32 protein-coding genes are annotated in these 24,047 nt (G+C 36.3%); 23 read left to right on the top strand and 9 right to left on the bottom strand.

The genetic code is table 11. The features are described from left to right. Positions 1–2: 2 nt before the first annotated feature. From BAZ10_RS16880 to BAZ10_RS16845, 8 genes are all read left to right on the top strand, one after another. Positions 3–629, top strand: a complete 627-nt coding sequence (locus tag BAZ10_RS16880; RefSeq protein ID WP_078773019.1) for an ATP-dependent serine protease — start codon at positions 3–5, stop codon at positions 627–629. A 289-nt stretch (positions 630–918) separates the two neighbouring features. Next, complete coding sequence (locus BAZ10_RS19115) at positions 919–1,095, top strand: hypothetical protein (protein WP_153246860.1); 177 nt, start codon at positions 919–921, stop codon at positions 1,093–1,095. A gap of 8 nt (positions 1,096–1,103) precedes the next feature. After that, on the top strand, positions 1,104–1,736 hold the full coding sequence (locus tag BAZ10_RS16870) for a DUF3164 family protein (RefSeq protein ID WP_069215761.1): 633 nt from the start codon (positions 1,104–1,106) through the stop codon (positions 1,734–1,736). Positions 1,737–1,880: 144 nt separating this feature from the next. Beyond that, positions 1,881–2,333, top strand: a complete 453-nt coding sequence (locus BAZ10_RS16865; protein ID WP_078773017.1) for a hypothetical protein — start codon at positions 1,881–1,883, stop codon at positions 2,331–2,333. Positions 2,334–2,346: 13 nt separating this feature from the next. Then, positions 2,347–2,811, top strand: coding sequence for a hypothetical protein (locus BAZ10_RS16860; protein WP_078773016.1), 465 nt, complete (start codon positions 2,347–2,349; stop codon positions 2,809–2,811). Between the two features lie 211 nt (positions 2,812–3,022). Further along, positions 3,023–3,988 carry an RNA-directed DNA polymerase gene (locus BAZ10_RS16855; protein WP_078773059.1) on the top strand — a complete coding sequence of 322 codons (966 nt, stop codon included), beginning with the start codon at positions 3,023–3,025 and terminating at the stop codon, positions 3,986–3,988. After that, a complete protein-coding gene (locus tag BAZ10_RS16850; protein WP_034866705.1) occupies positions 3,967–4,263 on the top strand; it encodes a hypothetical protein in 297 nt (98 codons plus the stop codon). Before BAZ10_RS16855 ends, BAZ10_RS16850 begins: the two co-directional genes overlap by 22 nt. 12 nt (positions 4,264–4,275) lie before the next feature. Next, positions 4,276–4,743, top strand: a complete 468-nt coding sequence (locus tag BAZ10_RS16845; RefSeq protein ID WP_131828796.1) for a hypothetical protein — start codon at positions 4,276–4,278, stop codon at positions 4,741–4,743. Here the strand turns inward: BAZ10_RS16845 and BAZ10_RS16840 are convergent. Further along, positions 4,740–5,129 carry a hypothetical protein gene (locus tag BAZ10_RS16840; RefSeq protein ID WP_078773014.1) on the bottom strand — a complete coding sequence of 130 codons (390 nt, stop codon included), beginning with the start codon at positions 5,127–5,129 and terminating at the stop codon, positions 4,740–4,742. The genes BAZ10_RS16845 and BAZ10_RS16840 overlap by 4 nt on opposite strands. 31 nt (positions 5,130–5,160) lie before the next feature. Here BAZ10_RS16840 and BAZ10_RS16835 point away from each other — a divergent pair, with 31 nt between their 5' ends. From BAZ10_RS16835 to BAZ10_RS16810, 6 genes are all read left to right on the top strand, one after another. Next, on the top strand, positions 5,161–5,541 hold the full coding sequence (locus BAZ10_RS16835; protein WP_078773013.1) for a conserved phage C-terminal domain-containing protein: 381 nt from the start codon (positions 5,161–5,163) through the stop codon (positions 5,539–5,541). After that, the gene (locus tag BAZ10_RS16830) at positions 5,459–6,214 is read left to right on the top strand and encodes a hypothetical protein (protein WP_165690103.1); all 756 of its coding nucleotides are present in this window, start codon (positions 5,459–5,461) and stop codon (positions 6,212–6,214) included. The genes BAZ10_RS16835 and BAZ10_RS16830 overlap by 83 nt, the downstream gene beginning before the upstream one ends. Further along, complete coding sequence (locus tag BAZ10_RS16825) at positions 6,186–6,578, top strand: hypothetical protein (RefSeq protein ID WP_078773011.1); 393 nt, start codon at positions 6,186–6,188, stop codon at positions 6,576–6,578. Before BAZ10_RS16830 ends, BAZ10_RS16825 begins: the two co-directional genes overlap by 29 nt. After that, on the top strand, positions 6,575–6,853 hold the full coding sequence (locus BAZ10_RS16820; protein ID WP_078773010.1) for a hypothetical protein: 279 nt from the start codon (positions 6,575–6,577) through the stop codon (positions 6,851–6,853). Before BAZ10_RS16825 ends, BAZ10_RS16820 begins: the two co-directional genes overlap by 4 nt. A gap of 161 nt (positions 6,854–7,014) precedes the next feature. Then, a complete protein-coding gene (locus BAZ10_RS16815; RefSeq protein ID WP_078773009.1) occupies positions 7,015–7,236 on the top strand; it encodes a hypothetical protein in 222 nt (73 codons plus the stop codon). Between the two features lie 23 nt (positions 7,237–7,259). Next, positions 7,260–7,781, top strand: coding sequence for a DUF4468 domain-containing protein (locus BAZ10_RS16810; protein ID WP_078773008.1), 522 nt, complete (start codon positions 7,260–7,262; stop codon positions 7,779–7,781). 315 nt (positions 7,782–8,096) lie between these two features. Here BAZ10_RS16810 and BAZ10_RS16805 read toward each other — a convergent pair whose 3' ends face one another. The 8 genes from BAZ10_RS16805 to BAZ10_RS16770 all read right to left on the bottom strand — a co-directional run bounded on the left by BAZ10_RS16805 (position 8,097) and on the right by BAZ10_RS16770 (position 14,349). Beyond that, positions 8,097–8,531 (bottom strand): hypothetical protein, encoded by a 435-nt coding sequence (locus BAZ10_RS16805; protein WP_078720126.1) that lies wholly within the window; start codon positions 8,529–8,531, stop codon positions 8,097–8,099. A 21-nt stretch (positions 8,532–8,552) separates the two neighbouring features. Beyond that, positions 8,553–9,086, bottom strand: a complete 534-nt coding sequence (locus BAZ10_RS16800; RefSeq protein ID WP_078773058.1) for a hypothetical protein — start codon at positions 9,084–9,086, stop codon at positions 8,553–8,555. A 97-nt stretch (positions 9,087–9,183) separates the two neighbouring features. Continuing rightward, positions 9,184–10,359: a phage minor head protein gene (locus BAZ10_RS16795; RefSeq protein WP_078773007.1), complete on the bottom strand. Its 1,176-nt coding sequence runs from the start codon at positions 10,357–10,359 to the stop codon at positions 9,184–9,186. Between the two features lie 113 nt (positions 10,360–10,472). Continuing rightward, positions 10,473–11,753, bottom strand: a complete 1,281-nt coding sequence (locus BAZ10_RS16790) for a phage portal protein family protein (protein WP_078773006.1) — start codon at positions 11,751–11,753, stop codon at positions 10,473–10,475. A gap of 2 nt (positions 11,754–11,755) precedes the next feature. Beyond that, entirely contained in the window at positions 11,756–12,166 is a 411-nt protein-coding gene (locus BAZ10_RS16785) for a hypothetical protein (RefSeq protein WP_078773005.1), read from the bottom strand. Positions 12,167–12,168: 2 nt separating this feature from the next. Beyond that, entirely contained in the window at positions 12,169–12,363 is a 195-nt protein-coding gene (locus BAZ10_RS16780; RefSeq protein ID WP_078773004.1) for a hypothetical protein, read from the bottom strand. 1 nt (position 12,364) lies between these two features. Continuing rightward, positions 12,365–13,882 carry a hypothetical protein gene (locus BAZ10_RS16775; protein ID WP_078773003.1) on the bottom strand — a complete coding sequence of 506 codons (1,518 nt, stop codon included), beginning with the start codon at positions 13,880–13,882 and terminating at the stop codon, positions 12,365–12,367. Next, complete coding sequence (locus tag BAZ10_RS16770; protein ID WP_078720121.1) at positions 13,882–14,349, bottom strand: MerR family transcriptional regulator; 468 nt, start codon at positions 14,347–14,349, stop codon at positions 13,882–13,884. Before BAZ10_RS16770 ends, BAZ10_RS16775 begins: the two co-directional genes overlap by 1 nt. A gap of 187 nt (positions 14,350–14,536) precedes the next feature. On the opposite strand from BAZ10_RS16770, the gene BAZ10_RS16765 reads away from it, so the two are divergent. The 9 genes from BAZ10_RS16765 to BAZ10_RS16725 all read left to right on the top strand — a co-directional run bounded on the left by BAZ10_RS16765 (position 14,537) and on the right by BAZ10_RS16725 (position 24,043). Further along, positions 14,537–15,502, top strand: coding sequence for an HK97 family phage prohead protease (locus BAZ10_RS16765; RefSeq protein WP_078720120.1), 966 nt, complete (start codon positions 14,537–14,539; stop codon positions 15,500–15,502). A 31-nt stretch (positions 15,503–15,533) separates the two neighbouring features. Further along, on the top strand, positions 15,534–16,478 hold the full coding sequence (locus BAZ10_RS16760; RefSeq protein ID WP_078720119.1) for a hypothetical protein: 945 nt from the start codon (positions 15,534–15,536) through the stop codon (positions 16,476–16,478). 74 nt (positions 16,479–16,552) lie between these two features. Then, on the top strand, positions 16,553–17,011 hold the full coding sequence (locus tag BAZ10_RS16755; protein ID WP_078773002.1) for an N-acetylmuramoyl-L-alanine amidase: 459 nt from the start codon (positions 16,553–16,555) through the stop codon (positions 17,009–17,011). A gap of 2 nt (positions 17,012–17,013) precedes the next feature. Then, on the top strand, positions 17,014–17,337 hold the full coding sequence (locus BAZ10_RS16750) for a hypothetical protein (protein WP_078773001.1): 324 nt from the start codon (positions 17,014–17,016) through the stop codon (positions 17,335–17,337). Continuing rightward, on the top strand, positions 17,334–18,038 hold the full coding sequence (locus BAZ10_RS16745; protein ID WP_078773000.1) for a DUF6808 domain-containing protein: 705 nt from the start codon (positions 17,334–17,336) through the stop codon (positions 18,036–18,038). Before BAZ10_RS16750 ends, BAZ10_RS16745 begins: the two co-directional genes overlap by 4 nt. Positions 18,039–18,048: 10 nt before the next feature. After that, a complete protein-coding gene (locus BAZ10_RS16740; protein WP_078772999.1) occupies positions 18,049–18,450 on the top strand; it encodes a hypothetical protein in 402 nt (133 codons plus the stop codon). Between the two features lie 37 nt (positions 18,451–18,487). Beyond that, a complete protein-coding gene (locus BAZ10_RS16735; protein WP_078720114.1) occupies positions 18,488–18,961 on the top strand; it encodes a hypothetical protein in 474 nt (157 codons plus the stop codon). Next, positions 18,961–19,446 carry a hypothetical protein gene (locus BAZ10_RS16730; protein ID WP_052114728.1) on the top strand — a complete coding sequence of 162 codons (486 nt, stop codon included), beginning with the start codon at positions 18,961–18,963 and terminating at the stop codon, positions 19,444–19,446. The genes BAZ10_RS16735 and BAZ10_RS16730 overlap by 1 nt, the downstream gene beginning before the upstream one ends. A gap of 211 nt (positions 19,447–19,657) precedes the next feature. Beyond that, complete coding sequence (locus BAZ10_RS16725) at positions 19,658–24,043, top strand: coiled-coil domain-containing protein (protein ID WP_078772998.1); 4,386 nt, start codon at positions 19,658–19,660, stop codon at positions 24,041–24,043. Positions 24,044–24,047 lie beyond the last annotated feature (4 nt).

Here is a 24,047-nt window from a genome sequence, read left to right as displayed (position 1 = left end):
CCATGAACAAAGCCCTATCCTCAACGGATATTCTCAGTAAAAAATATAAGCTCTTTGACTTCGACGGAAAATGGTATGATGCCTTTGACACACCTGAGACTAGTGGCGTTTGGTTCATTTGGGGAAACTCTGGAAACGGAAAAACAAGCTTCATTTTGGAGTTGGTAAAGGAGTTAAGCAAGTTTGGACGGGTTCTTTACAACTCTTTAGAAGAAGGAACCAGTCACACCATGCAAAATGCATGGAAACGACACAGGGTTCATGAATGCGGGCGAAAAGTACAGCTAATATGTGAAGATATGAAGGCTTTAGACGAACGCCTTTCCAGACGTAAAAGCCCTGATATAATAGTAAATGATAGCTGGCAATATACAAATCAAACCTTTCAGCAGTATTTAGCCATGAAACGGAAATATCCAAACAAGCTTTTCATTTTCACCAGTCAGGCAGACGGAAAGAACCCGTCCGGAAAATCAGCAGTAAAAGTAATGTATGATGCAAGTTTAAAAATCTGGATTGAAGGTTTCCGTGCATTTTCCAAAGGTCGATATATCGGACACAACGGAGGCATTTACACCATTTGGGACGAAGGCGCACAAAAATATTGGGGAACAACCGAAACAAAATAAAACCTATGAAACATCAATATTTAACATTATTACAACTCGACAGCATATACAGGTTGCTTACGTGGGACGATAGAATACAAGTTCATTTATTAATGCAAAATAAAACTAAAGATTCTAATGAATCAATACATGTTTTACTTGCGCTAATTGAAGAATTCAGCTGGTATGCTCCCAATATGAGATATGATCAAGATAGATTACTGTACTACTTCGAAGAAGAACAGGAACGCTGGCTTCCAATTGAACAATACAAGAATAACAACCCAGAATTAACCAAAGAACTATTAATATGACGACAGGAGACACCGGAGCGCACATTGTTGCAAAAGCAAATGCCAAAGAACAGGAACGCATAAAAGCATTCGCAGCCCTTGCAAAAGCAAAAGAAATTCAGGCAAAGCGAAAAGGACACTGGGACTATGATCCCAAAATGAAAATCAGAAAATTTATCGTAGATAAAAATTAACAATAAATATGAAAACAATCGACCTTACAACAGTTTCCGCAGAAGCATTAGAGGCGGCACTGGCAGAAAAGAAAGAAGCTGAAAGGTTGGCACGTGAAAAACAGCGTACTGACTATGAAGCCTTAAAAAAAGAAACCATTGAAGAGCTGGCACCAATTGCTGAAGATATTCATTTGCAATTGATGCGATACAAGAGTAAAGCATTTTCCCAGCTTGGCGCATTGTATAACCTTCTACAAGAATATAGCAAACGCCATCAGGACGGAAAAGGAAATTTTGAAATCCAGAATGGAGATTACAAGATTCAGTTTAAACGTCAAGGAAAAGGAACTTTTGACGAAAGATCACATCAAGCAGAGCAGCACATCATTGACTTTATTAACAATCGCTTTGGTGGTGATAAAGACACACGAGACTTTATAATGCTGTGTTTGGAAAGAAAAAAGGGTGCTTTGGATGTAGATCAGGTACAGAAGCTTTATTCCATGGAAGACCGTTTCAATGATGAAAACTGGAAAGAAGGAATTAAGCTTTTAAAAGAGAGTTACAGCTTTATTCATAGTAAAGATTATGTGACTGTCTCCAAAAAAGAGCGAAACGGAGCATGGAAGCCTTTAGTATTAAACTTTTCTTCATTGTAATGTTTTACATAGGAGTAGCAGCTGGAGCAGCAGCAATTATAGCCTTTGTATGCTGCCTAACAACTCTCACATTGATGGGGGTAGAGTTCTGGAAAAAACGTAAAGGCTTTTAAACAATATTTCAAAACAATTTAAATAATCATTATGAACGAGTTAAAAATTCAAATTCCTGAAGGCTTCCAGATTGGAGCTTTCGACAAAGTTACAGGTGTAGTAAAATTCGAAGCTAAACCAAAAGACATTAAAGAACGCATTAAAACTTTTAATGATGTATTGCAGTATCACGGGATAAAATCTGAAACATTTTCAATGGAATGTGTTAGCCTAACAGATGATGAAATTGCATACAAACAGATAAAACTGATTGCATCGGCATTAAATGAAGGCTGGGTACCAGACTGGAACGATCGTAACCAGACCAAATATTATCCATGGTTTAGAATGGGTTCTTCGTCTGGCGGGTTCTCGTACGGCGACTACGATTGCGTTCGCTCGCTTTCGCTTGTCGGCTCTCGCCTTTGCTACAAGAGCAGTGAGCTTGCAAAATATGCCGGAACTCAGTTTATAAGTATCTATAAAAAATTCACAACCCTTTAAAAAAACATTTATTATGAACGAATTAAAAATTGAAATCCCGGAAGGGTACAAAATTGACACTTTTGATAAAGCGACAGGTGTTGTAAAGTTTGCTGAAAAGCCTAAGGATATCAAAGACAGAGTAAAAAGTTTCGAAGAGGCTTGCGATGTTCTGGGAATCACCCCACAAACCCCAGATTTGGAAACTATTCCTACTAAATTACAAAAACCCTTATTCGCACATTACAAGCTATGTATTATTGCACTGGCGTTAAATGAAGGATGGGAACCTGACTGGGATAATGACGACGAGTATAAGTATTACCCTTGGTTTGATATGGAAGGTTCTTCGTCTGGCGGGTTCTCGTGCGGCGGCTACGGTTACGGTGGCTCGCTTTCGGTTGTCGGCTCTCGCCTTTGCTTTAAAAGCAGGGATTTAGCAGAATATGCAGGAAAACAGTTTGAAACCATTTACAGAGAATATTTTGTAATTGAATAATTGATAATAAAGGTTGTGCAGTGTGTTGCTGTAGTTCTTCGTCTGGCAGGTTCTCGTACAACGACTACGATTACGATAACTCGAATTCGAATGTCAGCTCTCACCTATGTTATTTAACACTGCAAACCATGCCTCTTGGCAAAAAACAACTCACTTTCCAAAAGGCGTTGGTAGGATTTCCGAAAACGACTTTTTTAAAAGCAAAGGCAAAATGAAAAGATTAAACAATCTATACGAGAAAATTATCAGCATCGAAAATTTGATGCTTGCTGATGAAAAAGCCCAGAAAGGAAAGGCTAACAGATACGGCATTATGCTGCATAATAAGAATAAAGAAAACAATATTATGAAGCTTAACACCCAGTTACGTATGAAAAGCTATAAAACATCTGAATACTCAGTGTTTAAAGTGTATGAACCAAAAGAGCGTGAAGTATACCGTCTGCCGTTCTTCCCTGATAGAATTACACATCATGCAGTAATGAACATCTTAGAGCCGATATTCGTTTCAACTTTTACTACTGACTCTTATAGCTGTATAAAAGGAAAAGGTATTCATGCAGCTTCTTTTGCAGTACGCAAAGCTTTAAAAAATGTCGAAAAAACCACCTACTGTCTAAAATTGGATGTTGAAAAATTTTACCCAAACATCGACCACGAAATACTAAAAACATTACTACGAAGAAAATTTAAAGATACTGATCTGCTTTGGTTGCTGGATGAAATTATAGATAGTGCGCCGGGGCTTCCTATTGGTAACTATTTAAGTCAGTTTTTAGCAAACTTTTACTTAACCTATTTCGATCACTGGATCAAAGAACAAAAATCAGTAAAGTATTATTTCAGGTATGCAGATGATCTGGTTATTTTATCTGATAGTAAAGAATATCTGCATCAGCTTTTAAAAGAAATTGAAACCTACTTTAAAGAGCGTTTAAAATTAACAGTAAAAAATAACTGGCAGGTATTTCCAGTATCAAAACGAGGAATTGACTTTGTAGGCTACAAACATTATCACTCGCACGTTTTACTACGTAAATCAATCAAAAAACGTTTTGCCCGAATGCTCAAAAAAAGACCAAACAAAGCTTCAATTGCATCTTATAAAGGTTGGACAAAGCATTGTGATTCAAAAAACTTACTTAAAAAACTGGGATGTTCAACTTTAGCGAATTAGGAATAAAACCAAAAGAAAGCACCTTCATAGGTGATAAAATAAGCATAGATAAAATTATAAACACTGAAATACTGATACTTGATTACAAAGTGGAGCCGTCGAAGGTAAAGCCCGGAACAGAGCTTCTCACTTTGCAAATAGAAAGAAAAGGCGATAAAAATATACTCTTTTGTGGATCAGCAAATTTAATATTTATGATTAGGCAGGTTCCTAAAGACAAATTTCCTTTTAAAACAACCATAGTTAAACAAGATAGAAGACTCGAATTCACCTAAAACTCTACTAATATGATGACAACCCCACACGAACAACTCAAAGAACTATTTGCAGACAGAAAACCAATGGATGTTGCAATAGAGATTAGCGGATTTACCGGGTTTAGAACTTCAAAAATAGATGATCTTTCAACAGAAGAAGCTATAAACCTTTTGGCTATTCATAAGCCTTTACCAAAGGATGTCGAAGCGAGAAATAATGCTTTATTGGAAGAAATACTATGTAAAGAATGGAGAAGCAAAATTTTAGCAGTTGCAGAACAGGAAGGAATAAAAGAATCCGGAGACTTTCAAAAATTCAATAACTGGATGTTACAGTACTCAGTTTGTAAAAAGCATCTGAACGCTTATAATCTGGAAGAATTAAAGGCATTGTTAATACAGATGCAAGCATTAAAGTTTAACAATGCCAGAAGTTCAGGAAAACCTATGAATGAGGCATGGTGGAGAAAAGGACAAAAACTTAAAAATTTGAATTAAGCTTTGTTCATGTAGGTTAGGTAAGTGAAAACTAGAATAACAATAGCATTAATTAATACGGCACATATTTTTACAATGCTCCATATAGTATTGAGGTCATTTTTAACCTTTCTCCACTTATAAGGTTTTCTTTTATAAAGTTTAGGAGCAGTTTCTAAAGCCAATAAACCTTCAAATGATATATAGAAAGTTTCTGTTTCAAAACCTGATTTACTAGTCTTTTTTCTTGAATATGCATACCCGTCTTTAACTAAGTGATCATAAGCTTTAGGCAAAACTTCATTTTCCTGTTCAGTAAATTCTTCAATATCATCTTTTGATTCAAAGTAAGAATTACAATCAGAAAGATAATTTAAAGCTCTATCTAAAAAATCAATATTAATCATAAAATAATGTTTATATATCAAAAATAATGAAATGGAAACAGAAACCATCACCTCCGAAATTGAAATTCTAAATTATTTCAATGAGATTACAGGAAAGCGATTTAAGGCTATAAAAAGCAATATAAGCCCGATATCGGCAAGATTTAAGGCAGGATATACAAAAGAGCAAATGCAGGAAGTTATTCAGCTTAAGACCATAGAATGGAAGAATAATGAAGTAATGGCACAACATCTTTGCCCAACGACAATATTTCGCCCGTCCAACTTCGATAAGTACGTAAACCAAGTGGAAACAGTAAAAGCCAACCCACAACAATACAAAAAGTATTATGAAGAACTCAACAAGCCAAAACACAACGATCCAGCATCTGCCTTCAGCAAAATTGATGCAATGTTTGGTGGAAAACAATAGTATTGAGTTAGCAAGTATTGAAAGGAAATTAACTATTAAAGAAGTTTTCCAAACAGGTTCCAGTATCGCACAACTGATAAAAACTGATGAAAATACCTTAATTAAAACAGTTTATGCAATACTATACAGATTTAATAATCTTATAAATGTAAATAAAAAGCTTAATGATGATCAAATGATTGCATTATCTGCCGATCTGATAGAGGCTTTTAAGTATGGTGACACTTTAGAGGATATCGTTTTATTGTTTAAGATGGCACGAAATGGAAGCTTTGGAGATTTTTACCGTCTGGATCATGTTGTAATTATGGGTTGGATTCCAAAGTATATGGATGAAAAAGCAGAAATCCGTGAGAAGATAATAGTTTCACAGCAAAAGTTAATCAATAGACAAATTGAGGAAACTCCAATAAGCGATAAAACAGCCAAAATGTTTGAAAAGCTATCTAAAAAGATAAAAGTACCGTCTAAGGCAAAAGCAGACCGGAATGACCCTTTATTTAGCTTGGAAGCTTATATTTCAAGTTTGCCTAATACTGCAAAGCAGATGACAGACAAAGAACTGGAAACAATGATTTCCAATACTTCACAAAGAACTCACCCAGAGGTATACAATATTTTAATAACAGAAAAACAATCAAGAAATGAGAAATCTAAAAACAGTAGCAAATAATTTTATTCCTAAACATGAAAAAGAATGGGATGCAAGGCTATTTGTTGATGAAGCTATAAAAAGTCAATCAGAAGATTGGTTAGAAATTATATGCAGGGCTTTATCTGGTAGTAATGAAATTAAAATTTCAAAAAGTACCGATAGAAGATTTGAAAAGACAAGATGGATAAAAGCTGATGATGGAAATTATTTTAATGTTACAGAGACTTTTCAGTATAGATGCACAATGGATAGATTTGTTTTCCATGGAAACAGTCATTCAGAAATATATTTGGAAATTATAAAATTTTGGATTTCAGACAGTATATTTCCTTGTGCTGGGGCTTTTAAATCAAATAAAAGTAAAGATGAAAATTCAATATGATACAGCTAACACCAATAAATGACGTTATCAGAATGGAAATAAAAATGCATATTCCGCAAAGCGATATTGTCAGCTTTCTACAGATGGAAGGCTACGAGATCAAAGCTTTTATTCAAAAATTACCCGCTACCGAAGAAATGTTGGTAAATGAACCAAAAACAGAAGTTTACACCTTTACAGCAACAAAGCAGGATGAAAAACAAAGCGAAAACACATTGTATTTAAAGGTGTTTGAAACAGAAGTTAAAAAGCTTTTAAAAACACTTAATAAATAATTTTAAAATTCCTTACGGATTGCCGTAATAGATAAAAATAATCTGGAATTATCTTTGGTTATAAAAACAATGAAGGAGGCTAAGAAGTAGATTAATATGAATGTATCATTGGTTAGCCTCGGGAAACCGGGGCTTTTTTGATAATTTTTAATAATACTAAAATGGAAGAAATTAAAATAAACGCACAACCGGAAATTATAAAAAATATACAGACAGCATTGAAAGACTGTTCTATTGGTATAGGTATTGCAACTAAAACTAATATTACGGTTAAAACTATTACAACAGATAGCCGAACAATTATATTTTCACCTAAAAAAGGAAAAGAGATATCAGCAAAAGATTTATTTTGGCTTGGTTACTTTGTTGGAAGAGATTATTAATTAAATTTGAAAAATTTTAAACTATGAAAAAACTGTTATTATTTCTTACTCTATCAACAATATTTGTTAATGCGCAAAGTTTTAAATTATCCCCTGATGGAATTATAAATGAAAAAGATACAGCTAAAAATTATATAGTTCTTGATTTTGCAGACAAATCACAAGCAGAATTATTTAAGGCTACTAGAATGTATTTACAAAAGCAGTTTAACTCACCTGACAACGTTATATCTATAGTTGACAATGATCAGATTGTTGTTAATGCAGTTGCTAAATATGCAGTAAGTAATTTAGATTATACCTATCAAGACATTTATACTTTCAAAGATGGTAAAATTAAGTATCAACCAACTATAAAGTACTTGCAAACTAATAGCAACTATAGCTCTTCAAAGTTGCCTTATCGTGGTTTTGATGGTATTTATAATGATAATGGACAGCTGAATAGAGAAAATCTAAAAGAACCACTAGAAAAATATTTAAACTCTAAGTTAACCCAGATAAAAACTGGTATACAAAAAGAATTAACAGATAATAATTTTTAGTTTCCATACAAAACGCCAACTTGCACAAGTTCAGGCGTTTTTTTATTTTTGTAGTAATGTCAAGTGTTACTAACATATCAAAGGGTCGCAGCCCGTTCTTAATCCAAAATCGCAACAACAAATTAGCGGCTCGTTTTTATTGGTACAGCTGTCTTTTAGGACTTAACTTCTCTCGTTGTCTTAGCGAATTAGAACAGGAATTCGACATATCAGAAAGCCGCATCTGTGATTTGATCTCAGAATGCGGCGACATTATTTCAGAACTTGAAAGGAATCAGGTATCTGTACAACAGTTAAAATCCAGATTCCCGTTTTTTAGTTGGAATTATACATACTCTCCCGCCAAGACGTTGTCCATTGCTGTGCAATCGTCTTTAAACCTTTTCTAAGTTGCTGATCCGTTTTAGCGGTATTGGTAAAGCTTCTAAACTCCGAATCCTCATAACCTTGTAAAATATTATAGATTTTAGTGTTAAGTGTCATATACCCAAGTCCTTTTTTTCGGACTGCTTCAGGTGTAATGCTATTTGTTTCGGAAAATGTTTTGTCAATTACTAATAGCTGAATATTTCCTGTTACAATTTGAAATACATTGTCTACATCTTCTCTGTTCTCATTAATACGTACTAAAACCGCGGGATAAGCCAATGGTGGTTTTTCTTCCTGAAGTTGTCCGGAATCCAGATCGATATACTTTATCTCTGGAATCGCTCCCAATAATTCTACGATTTTTAAATACAGTTTTTCCATTGTTTAAATAGTTTTTAAAGGTTATTTCATGGCATTTTTAATTTCATCGATACAGACTTTTTTTATCCGATCATTTAGTACTGAAGATTCTTCAGCTGATCCTATAAACTTCCGTTTCGGTATATTTTGTTTAATAGTTCTTTTAAAGGCAGAAACCTTAATATTTTTGAGGTTCTTGTCTCTTCTGGTGTGTTCGCTTACGTTCTGGGTTACTGTTCCTTTGAATCCTTCATTATGAGCTTTAGCATAGGGAACATCTGCGCCACCTACTCCAATAGAAACTTTATCCTGATGAATGGCTAAAATTCTAATACTTCGTTTCAGTTTACCTGTTTTTACTAATAAAGCTCGTCCTGTATCATCCTCTTTGCCCCATGATGTAGGATTCTTTCTTTTCTCCCATGGTTCAAAAGAATTACCCTGCCAACCTTGTTTTTCAAAGTTTTCCAATGTAAAGTTTATAACTTCATTACCCACTATTGCGGGGAGGTCACGAAATGTCTGTGCTAGTGCATCTCTTTTCTTTAATAATAATTCACCTAAATTCTTTGCCATTTGCTTGATATTCAAAAAGTTTTGTATATTTGTGAAACAAAGAGACCAGTTCGGCTGCTCATTGTGCTTAAAACCACTCTGTAAAAGGGTGGTTTTTTTATTGTATGTATACAATCTGCCCGTTTACGACATAAATAATCTGCTCAAACCTATATGATGTCTGACCATTATACATTTTAATAGAGTTTTGTAACCATGCCAGATTAAACATTTCTTTGTTAGGGAAATAAAGGATAGCTATCTGCGCATTTTTATCTTTACTATGATTCAAAGCCCTTTTTATAGTATTCTTTCCTGTTCCTATAATTGTACTGATGTCAAATGTTTTCCCATTTAACAAGCCATCTACTTTTTTACCCGGGATATCAGACCTTTCATTGGTTAGTATTATTTCATCACCTTTTTCATAAAAAAGATCCTGAACCTCTTTTTCGTATTTTCCGGTATTCTTATTGAAGTTATGCCCTATGTGAGTAGCTTTCATTCCTCCGGATTTTCCAAAGTGTACTTCCTGATAGTTTTTATCCTTTAGCAGCTTTTCATAGTTCTGCCAACGCTTTGCAAATTCTTCGGATATTGACAGTACCTTTTTAGGGGTATTTTCGATATAAGCATTCTTATCTGTGAATATTTCACCGCTCACGGCTACGTTATTTTGAAAAGCTTCCGGTATTTCTGGTAATTCTACATCTTCGGTGGGTATTCCCGTTCTTAATTTTCTGATAGTTGTCCGGCAGTTAAAGTGATTCGGCGGGAAAAAGTATATTAACCTTTTATCATCAACAGACATTATGACATTATGGAGCGGACTGCATATTTCGCTTGTGTGATCGTCCATTACGACATCAAATTGCACAAATGGGAATATATGTTTATCTCTTTGTATTTCTTGCCATAAACGGCTCATTTGTGCTGATGCTACAATAGTATCATATTCTGTTCTTAAATAACGGTTTGAGGTTCCTACGATTAACTGAGCTTCTCTTTTAAATTCGTTCCATGGGCGAAGGCTTCCATCAGGGCGCAAAATCAGATTTGAAAGTCTGACACAATCATTGTAATTTTTTGCTACAGCAAATTTCCAGACGTTTTTTTTCAGCATTTCCCGCATAACATAATCGGGAGTATCATAATCAATCTTTTGCCCGAATACGTTATCTATTGGTTTTACCAGTTCCTGAGTAGTTTTAGTAACAATAGGCTTATTGATACTTCCGTCATTGCCTTTATTGCGATATATGTCCTCTAAAGCCTTTATCCATTCATCTGCCAATAAATCCGCCCAATCTGGCTGTGGTTTATGTGAAAGCTGGTGTCCATGGCTACAAATATGCTTGTACTCATTTTCAAGACGCTGCCAGTCCAGCTCCTCGTATAGATAGTAATCTACCGAGGAGCGTCCCCGAAAAAATTTAATACCTTGTCATATAGGGATAAGCCTTTGGCATCAACTTTTTTAGGCTTCTTTTCACCCTTTGGAGGCTGATCCGTAGGTACTTCTTCCTTACTTGGATTCGATTCTTTTGTATTGGTTTTATTGCCTTTTGGTAGACCGAATGTGGTATAGAAGTATTCATCGTCAACACCTTCTGCGGTTTTTTCATCTACCTTCAAAGCGATATCTAGTTTGTCTTTCAGCGGTGTATCGTCTTTATCCAAGAATTTGAAAAACCCTGCTTTTACCGGATAGCCTCTTTTTTCAAGTATTGGCACAAAATAAGTATTCAAATATCGCTGTACAAAACGGCGGTCACTTTCTGCAATTTCTTCTTCTGTTTTCTGGTGTACCTGTGATTGTGATAGACTGGAACCATTTTTTGTGGTCATTGTCTGCCCGATAATACCAATCAATATTTGTTCATCAAGCCAAGAAAGAAAAGTATCATGTACTGCGGATTTTCCTTCTCCGCTGCTTATAGGTTTGATATCGCTATTTTTACTCATAACAATGGAACCTCCTGCACCTCGTTTTGTCATTGAATCCTCCATTTCTGTGCGGGCGTTTTCATCCTCCGGATCATAAAGCCCCGCAAGAATTGGAATGCCAAACAGCTCACAGAATTGTGCATAATCAGCGCCCCCATTTCTTTTGAATATAACATACGGTGCAACTCTGGTTAAAAAACCTAAATCATCATCCTTTCCGATGTTTAAAATAAAATCATCGTTTTCATAAGAAATACCATCATCTTGGGAAACGTCCTTTAATATTACTTTTCTTTTGGTATCTAAATTTTGTCTAGGTACCGAATAGATATCAAAAGCAGGATTGAAAGCAAGTTCTACAACAGATTTCCCATAAGCTTTGGATAAAATCAATTCCTGCAATAGTTCTTCAAATTTCAAACTGTCTATTAAGTCGAACATTTCATCTATCTCATCACCATCACTCAGAAAAACAATATCATGGTTTGTTATTTTTCTAATTCTACGGTCTAGTGCATCAGCCATAACCGGATCTAGCAATAAATCATTAATGAGTAATGTTAGCGGGCTTCGTTTTCCTTTATCTGCCGATTTTATTGCACTTCGCCATTTTACCACATCTGTTGAATCCCGTTTTGGAGGTTGTACGACGAGAACCTGACTGATTTTTATATTCTTTCCGGCATTACTGTCTTTGGCTTTAGCTGCTAATGTTTCAAAGCCGATTTTTGTTTCTTCCATGACTAGTAGTAATTTTCACGTTTAGGGTTAGAAGTATATTTAAATGAGGAAGCTTCTTTGGTTTCCTTCCGGGGTAAGCTGGTAGGCATTCCTTTGTAAACAGCTGTTAACCATCCTTTGGCATCCTCATACCGCAATTTCTTATCATCATAATCAATACTCGGGTTTGCTAAGCCTATTAGTTCCCATATTGCAATGTCTTTAATGATTTTAACCAGTAAAGTGCTTCGGTCATCACCTCTTTTGGCAAAAATTTCGGCAGTATCATAGTCTTTCATTAGCTTGCTTTCTGCAAACTCTATCGCCATATCAATACTGGCAAGTGCAATAGTTTCATCTTCCCGGATAATGGCTTTTATTTCTTCATCGTATGCGTGTGTCCGGAGTTCATCCGGTGTAATAAACTGGTTCATAATTAACTTTTGTTTTTTATGGTTATAAAGTCTTTAGGGTAATCTCTTCTTAAAATCCTTCTTGTTAAAATATCCTGAAGTATATGTAAGGCATTCGTCCAGTCTTTGATGTCACTTGGATGTGTTGAAGAGAGTTTTACATAATCATTATGGGCTTTAACAAGAGATTCCATAATTTTTTTTTCAGTCTCATCCATTTTAGTATCGTTTTTTATTTATTGGTGGTCTGTAATGTGAAGGCGGGGCTGTTTGTATAAGGTTTTTATGATTGATGATCCATACACCGCCCTCACAAGCGTCTGGTGCATCGTCATTTGCACGGCTTTTAGGTGATAGTGCCAAAAATTGGAATTCCACGGTTTTCATATCTGGTGTACCTTCCAGATAATCTGCGAAAATCAGCTTCACACTACTGTTTAAAGGTTCCAGATTCGATTCTATACGGTAGAATTTATCAGGCTTTGATCTTTCGTCTGCTTTTAGATTTAGTACACGATTGTGGCGTTTATTGGCTTTCTTAATCTCCCTTTTTAAAGTGTCATCAATCCATGGGTATTCTATGTATAGGAATAATGCGCTTTTATCATTCACGAACTTTAAAGCTTCAAACTGCCATTCAATCATATTGGATACTGATGTTTGCTGGCATCTGACCCAAAGCACATGATATTCATCTTTATATTTTCCGATAATAAAGGTTGCTTTGTAGTCTCCGTTTTTCTTGTAGGAAGGGTCGGTGTATGCTACCAAATACTTGTACTTGTGCAATGGCTGTACTTTCCCGTAGTGCAATTTTTTGAAGACTTTACCCAGAACAATAGGATTGTTGAAGTATTCTTTTTGTGCAGATGCTGCTGAAATTTTAGACAGTACCCTGTCAATCATTGCTTCAGTGTTCTTCGTTGGCCATGTAGATTTCCCGTTTTTATCCCGAATGTTTATAATCTCGTAGAAATCGGCAATTTCCATCGCCTTTTTAATGCAGCAATAATCTGCAATGATATTTCCATTGAATATGACAAGCAAAGGATTGGAAATTGAACGTGTACCATATACTGCCTGTTCGAACCATTCCCATTTCTTATCTATGATATCAGGGTTTCTGCAATCCTCATCTGTATCGAAGTCATCCATTACAACACTATCGGGACGGAATTCTTCATTTCTTGCACCTCTGGGAGCTTGTCCGGCACCTACAGCAATAAACATCGATCCTGAACGGGTTACAAATTCGTCTTCTGCCCAGTTACCATAATTGACCTGATCCCCATAATCGTTTCTTAAACGTGGGTTTTTCTCAAATGCCAGTTTATAAGGTTTTAGAAGTCGTACGGCTGCATCCTTATTGGCAGAAATCATTAATGTAAATTTCTTTTTGCCTGTACAGTGTAGGAACAATAGTTCCATCATAGTACGCCCGGATTTTGAAAGCTCCCGAGACCATGGTCGAACCTCATACCACTCTGGATTTTCTAATACCCTGCGAGTAGATCGCTTATGAAAAGGCATAGGTTCAGCAGTACAATATTTTTCAAAATAGTACTTGAACCATTTTTCAGGATCAGCTTCTAATTTTTTGATACGATCCTCCTTTTCTTCCGGAGTTTCTGTAGTATCTACAACTTCAGTATTTTGAAGTGATTTATAGTACTCATCCCAAAAGCTTAGAGCCTCCCTTTCTTCACGGGTAGTAATAAGTTTCTTTTTAATGACCATTACCCCCGGATTTTGTATTTAATAAAAGCATCTGCCAGATGCGAAATTTCCTTTGCGTTTTGCAAATTACTTCTACGTAAAAACTGGCAAAAAGCTGTCATTACGTCAACGGTGCCGTGAATTCCTGAATCCTGTTCCAGCACCGCAATATCTTTTAATAAAGACCTTCTCAATTGTGCCTCTTTAAAGTCTGCGAAACGTTGTCCTACAGGCTTTTTCTTAATAAATTCCTTTAGTTCGGCTAATTCATCATACCATGAAGACAAAAGTTCATCCCGGGTTAATGGAATATTCCTTTTAAGTTTTGCCCAGCCTTCCTCTTCAATCCATTTGGATATCGTTTTTTCGGTTACTCCGGTTCTTTCGGAAAGTTCTTTCTGGGTAATGTCTTCAGTAAGGTAAATCAGCTTTGCCAGTTCCTGCTTTTCAAGCAGTTCATCTTTGCTTAATCGTCCTTTCTTTGCCATTGTTTTGGTTATTAGTTGTAGCAAAGTTCCCTTTATAGAAGGGCTTAGAGAAGCTGACGATCTATCATACCCTTTAATCGGGGGTATGATACCCGAGATATTGGGGTATCATACGGAGCCAGCTTTTTATCGGTGATTTTTCAGGCAAAATTTGCATCAACAAAAGCAAATAAAAAAGCTAATAACCATGAATAAAGCTCCGCTATTTATAACCAACGATCAACAAGTCCGCAACTCGTACGGATTCTATGTTGATACCGCAGGAATCGATTTAAAAAGCCGATTCGATACAAATCCGGTTTGTCTCAATAATCATTCTAATGATACAAAGGATGTATTGGGTAAATGGATTGATATCGAAGTTAAGGACGGCAAACTTTTAATGCGTCCTGCATTTGATACAAAAGACCCGGCTGGTGAAGAAGTTGTCAGAAAAGTATTATCAGGAACTCTTAAAGGTTGTTCACTGGGAATTATGTTCGATCCTGCTGATCTGGTCAATGAAGGCGGAAAGCTTATTCTTAAAAAGTGTGTACTGTTTGAAGTCTCAATTGTAGCAGTACCATCCAACGGTAATGCAATCGCATTATTTAATATGAACGAAGAAAGGCTTTCTGAGGCTGATATCAAATCCCTTTGCCTTTCATTACAAACCGTTAATCCATTTGAAAACAATAAAACAATGAAAATCTTACTTGCGCATTTGCAACTCCCTGAAGGATCAACGGAGGAAGCAATCTTAACTGCTATTAAAGCGACAGAATCACAATTAACAGCGTCAAAAACTCAGTTTACAGAGTTAAAAACAAAATATGATGCACTGGAAGCAAAACAGAATGCCAAGCTTCAGGCTGATTACGAAGGTTTAAAGACTGCGGCATTAAAAGATGGTAGAATCGATGCTGCTGCTGTTCCTACTATTGAAGAATTGCCACTGGAAAAACGTATAGACTTACTAAACACCCTACCAAAGAGAGGTACTGTAAAAGAAGCTATCGAAAGCACCGATGGAAAATCTACGACAGAGAAGTACGAAAAATTAAGCTGGGAACAGCTTGATAAAGGAAATCACCTTACAACATTGAAAGCAAATCATCCTGAGTACTACGAGCAGAGATTTGAAGAAAAGTACGGTAGAAAGCCAAAAAACTAACAAAAATTAATAACCATAAAAACTCATAACAATGCCATTAGAAATCGAAGTTTGGGATGATACAATCCAAGAAAAACTAACGCAAGATAACAGCTTTCTAACACAGGTAGCAGATGTTTCTTCTGATAATATTATCAACGGAACAATTGTTCACCTTCCACAAGCTGGTGATCCTTCAGCTGTAGTAAAAAATAGAACTCAGGTTCCTGCTACTCCTAAAAGAAGGACGGACGGACAAGTTCTTTATTTAATTGATGAGTATACAACTGATCCTGTATACATACCAAATGCTGAAACAGTGGAATTATCCTATGATAAGCGTAGAAGTGTATTAGATCAGGATGTACAAAACTTATCTGAAGAAGTTGCCGAAGGTATGTTAACAAACTTTATCGTATCACCGACCGGTGATAATGCAACACTGCCAACAGCCAGTATTCTGGAAACTGCCGGAGCACCTGTTGATTCAGGATTAGCAGGGTCTACAGGAAAAAGAAAAGCTTATGCAATAGGAGACCTTCAGAAACTTAGAAACTTCCTTATCAAGCAAAAAGCTTGGAATGAAGGAATGATGAATGTTCTTCTTACTCCTGATGCTGCGACACAAATGTTTCCTGCTGAATCTGCAATTACAGCAACTTATATGGCTGCCGTTACTGAAGCAGAAAGACGTTCAGGAATTATGTATAAGTGCCAAGGCTTTAACATTTTCGTAAGATCAAGTGTTTATAATCTCGCTGAGGATAAATCATTTAAAGCTTACGGTTCCGTTGTGGCTCCTACAGATTGCGAGGGAATCTTTGCATGGAATAAAAATATGCTTGAAAAAGCTATTGGTCAAACCAAAGCATTTGAGGATATCGGTTCACCAACTATGTATGGTGATGTTTATTCATTCCTTGTAAGAGTTGGAGGACGTGCAAGACGCAAAAACTTTGAAGGTCTTGTAGTCTTAAAACAAGCTGCATCTGCATAACTCTTCTTCATATCTATTATACCCAACTCCCGGAAGGGTCAAAGCTTCCGGGTGTTTATTAAAAACTAAGAACCGTGAGAACCATTAAATACATAGTGCTGCATTGCACAGCAAGCCCACAGACGCAAACGGTTGAACAAATCTTATCATTCTTCAAGAATGTAAAGAAATGGCGCAATCCGGGATATCATTATATAATTCGCCCGGATGGCTCTTATGTGAATACCTGTCCTATTGAAAACATTGCAAACGGTGTTGCGGGACATAACGCAAATAGTATTCATATTTCGTACATCGGTGGGATTGATGCTAAAGGAAAAGGTATCGATAACAGAACCACAGCACAGAAAGCTACACAAGTAAAACTATTAACTGAACTTAAAAAGAAGTTTCCTAATGCTGAAATTTTAGGTCATAGGGATTTAAGCCCAGATTTAAACCATGATGGTATTATTCAGCCATGGGAATGGGTAAAAGAATGCCCTTCCTTCGATGTTAGAAGCTGGCTTAAATCAATAAACTTTAAAGTATAACTATGAACCCAGAACTACCGCAGCCCTATTCTCAAGAAGATATCAGGAAAGACCCTAAGGCGGTGGTTATTGGGCTACTCATAGGACTTCTATTAATATTTGGAGGTGTTATTGGAGTTCTTTACAACCGCAAAGAGCAGCAAACAGAGGACTGCTCAGAGAAAACAGACAGTCTTTATTTTACAATCATAAAAGAGCGTAATGAAAGGATTGACAACTATGAAGCTATGATTTTCTACAAAAAGAAATCTGATTCATTTGAAGAAAAAGAGAAAAAAACAAAAGAATTAACCCAACCATTAGTTACAAAAGCATTACGACAATGAAATCACTAACAGCCAATATTTTTGCTTTTATTCTTGTTGTTATTCTGTTGCTCGCAAGCATTGGATTAAATATCAAACAGGAATTAAAACGAGCCGAAAAGGAAAAAGAAACAACAGCCCTGTTAACTCAGGGAGGAAATAATAAAATTGTTGAAAAATACACTAGAGACAGCGTTACACATACTGTCTTTAATGAAAAGATCATCAACAATACTAAATCTGAAAAAATAGCTGCATTAGATAAAACCTATGCAGATAGTATTCAGAAAGCTTTAAAAATAAGCTTGGATAAAATAGATCAGGTCACTAAAATAAACGGAAGACTTGAAGCGCAATTGGCTTTATTAACCAAACAAAGCCCCTCAGGGCAAACCATTAAAACACATAAAGACCAATATCTTGATTTAGCCTATTATCCGGACACAGATTCTGTAAAGATGTCATACAATATAATGATGAATGATGTCCGGTATAAAAAGAAAAACTGGATTCTGGGAGCAGAACATAATTACATTGATATGTATTCCGATGATCCCAGAGTAACTATAAATGGTGTAAAATCTTTTAGGATCAAAGAAAAGCCCCAAAAGCGGTTCGGCTTCGGATTAAATGCCGGGTATGGTATCGCAAAAGACGGTAATACCATGAAACTACTGCCATACTTCGGCATAGGTGCCAATTACAACTTAGTAGAATTTTAAAAACTATATCATGTCAAAAACATTAAAAAACGTATTCGCCGCTGCGGCAGTTGCAATTTTTGCAGCACATAAAGACTTAGATGAAATCTTTGTTACCTCTGATGGTCAAGGTTTCACAGACGAAGAGAAAGCAAAGGATCAAGCGAGATATCTAAAAAACAAAGATGTGAAAAAATTCACCAGAGGTTTTGAAGATAGCTTTATTGATGATGAGCCAGATTCTGAGGGTGAAAAAACAAAAAAGGATGCTGATCTAAAAAAAGACGATGCAGAACGCCCGGCTTTAGTTGAAAAATATACAGCATTATTTGGTAAGCCCCCACATCACATGATTGGAGTTGATAAACTGAAAGCTGCAATAACTGAGAAGGAAGCTGAACAGACTAAAGGAAGCAACCCTCCTCAGGAGTAATTAAAACTATTTAATAACCATTTAAACTTAAATTAAAATGTCAACATTATTTGGAACTAAAGCATTGGAGAGCGCACCTGTAGAAGTTGACGGCTCTATTCCGGCGGATGCAAAGTTTACAGAACTTTGTAAAACTTATCGAAACTCTGTTGAGTTTGTCGATGATGATCCAAACGTTCAGGATGAATTCAGCGATCAAGATGATGATCCAATTGAATCTTTGGTAGAACCCGGAGCAACAAACGGGAAATTTTCAACTTTCCAATTCGATACTGCAACCTTACAAAAGCTTTTCCCTACCGGAACTGTAGTAGATTCAGCATTTACATTTGGTAAAAACTTAGGTTTTGTAACAGCATTACGCTTCAAAACAGACAGTGGTCACCAGATCACATACCCAAAGGTAAAGGTCATCGCAAAGAAAAACTTAAAACTGGTGAGAAACGGTATTGCGTTAATTGATTGTACAGTTAAAGTTTTATCACAGCCTCAGCTTAAAAAATTACCATAATGGACGAGAAAGCAATCGATATTGAAAAGCTTGCTCCCGATTTACTTTTAAAAAGAGGTGTTCCAGTGCCAGTCACGGCACCTCTTTTTCTTAGGGTATTTAAGAAGAAAACAATAAAACTGGTACTATTTCACCCTACAGGGCGAACGCTATTAAAAATCGCATCAAAGTACCTTTCAATGGGAGTAATCAATGATGAAGATTTGAGCCTTCCGGATGCTATCAAAGCTTATGCAGATCACGGAAAAAAGGTTCATGAAATTGTTGCTTTAGGTTTTTTGAATTCTCCATACTTAAACTGGTTTCACAAACCATTAGCGTGGTGGTTACGCAGAAAGCTTACCGAACAACATTTTTTATTTCTGTTCAATTTATTAATGACTCATGGTGGCGTTGAGGATTTTATAGCCACTATCAGATTGATCAAGACGATGAGGATAACCAAACCGATGACAAATCTGAGTCCGACGGAAAAGGCGAGTTAAAAAGCGAAAGCTTTCATAGCGTCTTAGGGTTCATTTATACAATTGCAGAAAAGACAGGTTGGAGCCAAAACAAAATACTGGACACTCCATTTACACAATTACTATTAATGCTTGCTGATGCTCCAAAACTGAAAAAGAATAAAGAAGCACCAAAAACAATATCAACCGATGAAGAACTCGAAAACTTCTTCGGTGCAGAAATTCAATAATCATGGCAGACGAATCAATTAATATAGAATTTATTCTCAATACTCCGGCATTACTGGAAGAGTATAATAAAATGATTGCCTCCGGAAAGAATGTTGATGATTCCGTTGATGCAATAAAAAAACGTTATCAGGAACTGGCAGCTGCTCAGGTTCTGGGTGTTGAAGGTGCCAGAGATTTAGCAGATGCAGTGAAAAATATTAATACAACTGTAAAAGATACCAATTTCGATCATTTCGGACTTACAAAAGAAAATATTGCTGTACAAAAACAAGTGATTAAAGACATCGAATCTGAAATTAAAAAGCTGGATAAGCAAATTAGCAATACTGCTCCTGGTGTTGCTCAGGCATCTTTAATGTCGGAAAGGAATAAAATTGTTGCAGAACTAGAAGCTGAAAAACAAGCTTTGTCAGCGTTGGAAGCCAGTATAAAAGCTGCCGAATCTGAGTATGAAAGCTTTGCAAAAAACCAGCGTGATGTTAATAATGAATTAAAGCAATTAGCTGTAAATGGTCAGGAAGCTACTAATAGATATAAAGAATTAAAAGAAAAAGCTCAGGAATTTAAAGATGCATCAGAAAAAGTAAATAATGACATTAAAGACGGCAATACACTATTGCAGGGACAGGTTGAAGGTCTCAATATGCTTATTAGTACAATAAGCGTAGCTCAGGGCGTAATGGCGTTATTGGGAGTAGAAGAAGAAAACCTCCAAAAAATAATGCTGAAAGTACAATCATTACTGGCAATTACTATCGGGTTACAACAAATCAGTGATGCACTAAATAAAAAATCTGCATTCAGCACACTAGTGCTAGCAAAAGCAAAGGAAATTTGGGCTGCTGCCAATTTAAAGGTTGCAACATCCTTAGGTATTTCCACAACTGCTGCACAGGTATTTACCGCAACTATAACAATGGGGCTTTCCGTTGCTATTGTTGCTTTGATAGCTGTTTTGCAATCATGGCAGGCTGCACAAGCCCAAACGGCAGCAGATCACAAAAAAATGACCGAAACAATTGCGAATACCCTTGCAGACCCTATCATTCAGTATCAGAAAATGAAAACTGAATGGAACGCTTTAGCAGACGATATCAAAGCCAAAGAACAGTATATACATGATAATGCGGCAGCCTTTGAAAAGTTGGGTGTAAAAGTTTATTCTGTTTCCGATGCTGAAAATTTATTTGTGAAAAATACCTCTGCATTTATTGAAGCAATGCAATTACGTGCAAGGGCTGCTGCTGAATTGGAAATTGCTCAGGATAAATGGAAAGAATATTTGACCAATTACGATAAAGTAATGGCTAACAATAAACGCTACAATGAAGCTACTTTTGGAGGCGTTGGCAGATGGGCTGAAAAAAATATCCTTTCTCCCATGGGCTTAGGTGATAAAACGGTTGACGACATGAATAAAATTTTCCAAGATCAGTGGAAAATGATTAATGCCAATATTCAACATACTAATGAGGCTGCTAAAAAATTATCAGATGCCGGAATTAAAATGACAACTGATCCTGCAAAACGTGGTACTGTTCAATGGTTAAGAGATCAAATATCGTCACTAGATAAACAAATTAATGATGGTTCAGTTGGTACCCGTGCTTTAGCGGAATTGGTAGCCAAAAGAGAAAAATTACAAAAACAGTTAGATGCTGCTCTTGGTAAAAAGACAAGAACCAAAAAAGAGCGTGAACGTCAGGTGGCTGAAATTTATCCAGATGGCTCTATAAAGGATTTAGAGCGCAGAATAAGCCTGTACAATGAAGCTTTGGATAAAATAAAAGACGGACAGGTTAGGCTTCAAAAAATAGATCAATTCGGAAAAACTAAGGATAAAAAAGGAAATCCATATTTCACCGGAGAAGTTGTTTCAGAAGCAGAAGCAAAAAAACGCCGTGATGCGTTGGAAGTTGAACTGGAAGAAAAGAAAAATGCTGTTAAGTATAAAAGCTTTGAAGAAATGGTTTCCGCTATGGAATCCAGATGGCAAAAATATTATGCGTATGAAAAAGAATATGGTTCAGAAGCTGCAAATAAACAGTTTCCTGAACTCAAAAAGCTTGCAGCATCATACTTCGATTACTTAGAAAACCAAAAATCAGTATTTGACAATCTTGTTTCCTCTGGTAGTGTACTTTCTGAGGGGCAACAGAAAAACCTTGATCTGCTTAACCAAAAAATAAAAGAGCTTAGAGGAGATAAACCAATATTGGAAAATACAACTCGCTCCGTGGAAGTAGCTTTGGCAAAGCTTCCAATACTTGCAGATCAGATTTCATATCTGGAAAAAGAAATTACTAAATCTGAAAACGACGGGCAAAGCAAAAGTAATGGTGTGTACGCAATGCTTACGGGAAAATGGGTTGAGAAAAAGCAGGAATTGACCAATATGGTAACTGAAGTAATTAACACTCATCAATCCTTACAAGTAAAGATAACTGAGATTACTTCCAGATATGCTACTCTTCGTCAAGAAATTGAGAAAAGAAAATTATCTACACAAGATGCTGCTAAACTTTTAGCTGAATTAGAGAGGGAAAAACAACAAGAAATTGATTCCGTTCAATCTGCGGAGTATGCTAAAACCACTATTTATGAACGATATTCTCAGAATCTAATGGGAATAACAAAGCGTGAATTAGCAATACGTATTGCATCATTAGAAGAATATCTGAGGGTTGCTAAGGATAGCCTAAGCACAGAACAACAGAAATTCATTGATGCTGAAATTAGAAAAGCAAAAGCATTAAAATCAACTTTCAATGTTGGTGTAGAAGAAAAAAGCCTTCTTCAAGAAAAAGAAAGGTTAATTAAATCTATTAGGGACAAACAGGCTAAAGGTATTTCAGACGTAAAAGCAGAAAGTGAAGCTTTAGAAGTTGTAAACAGCAAATTAAAAGATATTCTTGCTAAAAAAGCTCAGATGGCTTCAAATATTGCGGGAGCAATGGCATCAGGTTTTAAAGCTATAGCAAGTTCTGTTGATGATACTAATGAGGGGCTGGCAGATACTTTAAATACTCTAGGAGATATAATGAACATCGCACAAAATGCAGCAGGAGCCTTTGCTTCGTTTGCATCTGGGGACATTATCGGAGGGATAAGTCAAACATTTAATGCGATTGCTGGAATATTCTCATTAGGCAAAGCAGCTCGTGAATCAGAACGTAAAGCACGGGAGGAAATCAAAAAATATAATGATTCTATTTTTCAGTCCGGTCTGGATTATAACGAAATGCTCCGTAAGCGTATACTGGACGAATTAAAACTGAATGATGTATATAAAGCCCGCATCCAGAATATCAAGGATGAAATGGCAGCCAATACGAAGAATAAAGAATCTATAATCCGTGATCAGGAAGCCGTTTTAAAACGCCTTTTAAATGCCGACACTGTTGTGGGTATGCACACGGAAAAATACGGTGGTTTCTTAGGAATAGGAAGAAAGACAAGAGCCGTAGAAGATATGGCAAAGGTTGGTGATCTGTTAGGCTTGAAAGGCTATAAGATTGACCCATTCAAAGGGATGTCCGAGTTTATGAAAAAGTTCTTTGGCATTAAGTCACCAGTAAACAACGACCTAACCGAAACCATAGGTTTAACAGATGAACTTTTCGATCGTCTTGCAAAGCTTAACGCTGAAAAGCCACTAACCGGAGACGCTAAAGCAGCGTATGACCAATTACTAAAGCTTCGTGAAGAATACGGTTCTATCGAACAAATGAACCGGGAACTTGAAAAGCAGTATAAAGATACTATTACCGGAGTAACCGCCCAGAATATCGGGGATTCTATACGTGAGGGTATTTTGTCCGGAAAGAAATCCTTTGCAGATTTTGCCGATGATATTGAAGATATTTTGCGGAAAGGGATTATTGCCGGAATGGAGGCAAAAGTGATCGAGCCACAAATGCAGAAGCTTCAGGATGCTTTGGCAGAATATCTGGGTGACGGTGTGCTTACGGATGATGAAAGGAAGCAGTTCCAAGAAATGTATATGAAAGTTGCCAAAGAGGCAAAGGATTACATGGACTTAATCAACCAATCCGGAATAAATATCGGTAACGAAATTGGCGGTGCTAATTCCTTACAGGGAGCATATAAAGCAGCATCACAGGAAAGCATTGATTTATTATCAGGTAATACCGCAGGAATGCGTCTGGCTATATTGGAAGGTAACGGAATAATGAAAAATGGCTTTGCAGCAATGATGGAAGTAGCCAGTCGTCAATTAGCCGTACAAATGGATATTGAAAAGAATACCCGTAGAACGGCAGACAATACCGAAAAACTACACGATATCGATGAAGGTATTGATAGTTTGGGAGAATCATTAACTAAAGAATATAAAGCCCTGCAAGCTGCGGGAATAATAAAGTAATAAC

This window comes from Elizabethkingia occulta, assembly GCF_002023715.1.
Taxonomy (GTDB): domain Bacteria; phylum Bacteroidota; class Bacteroidia; order Flavobacteriales; family Weeksellaceae; genus Elizabethkingia; species Elizabethkingia occulta.
Note: the sequence above shows the minus strand (reverse complement) of the source record. Positions and strands in the feature narration are given on the sequence as shown.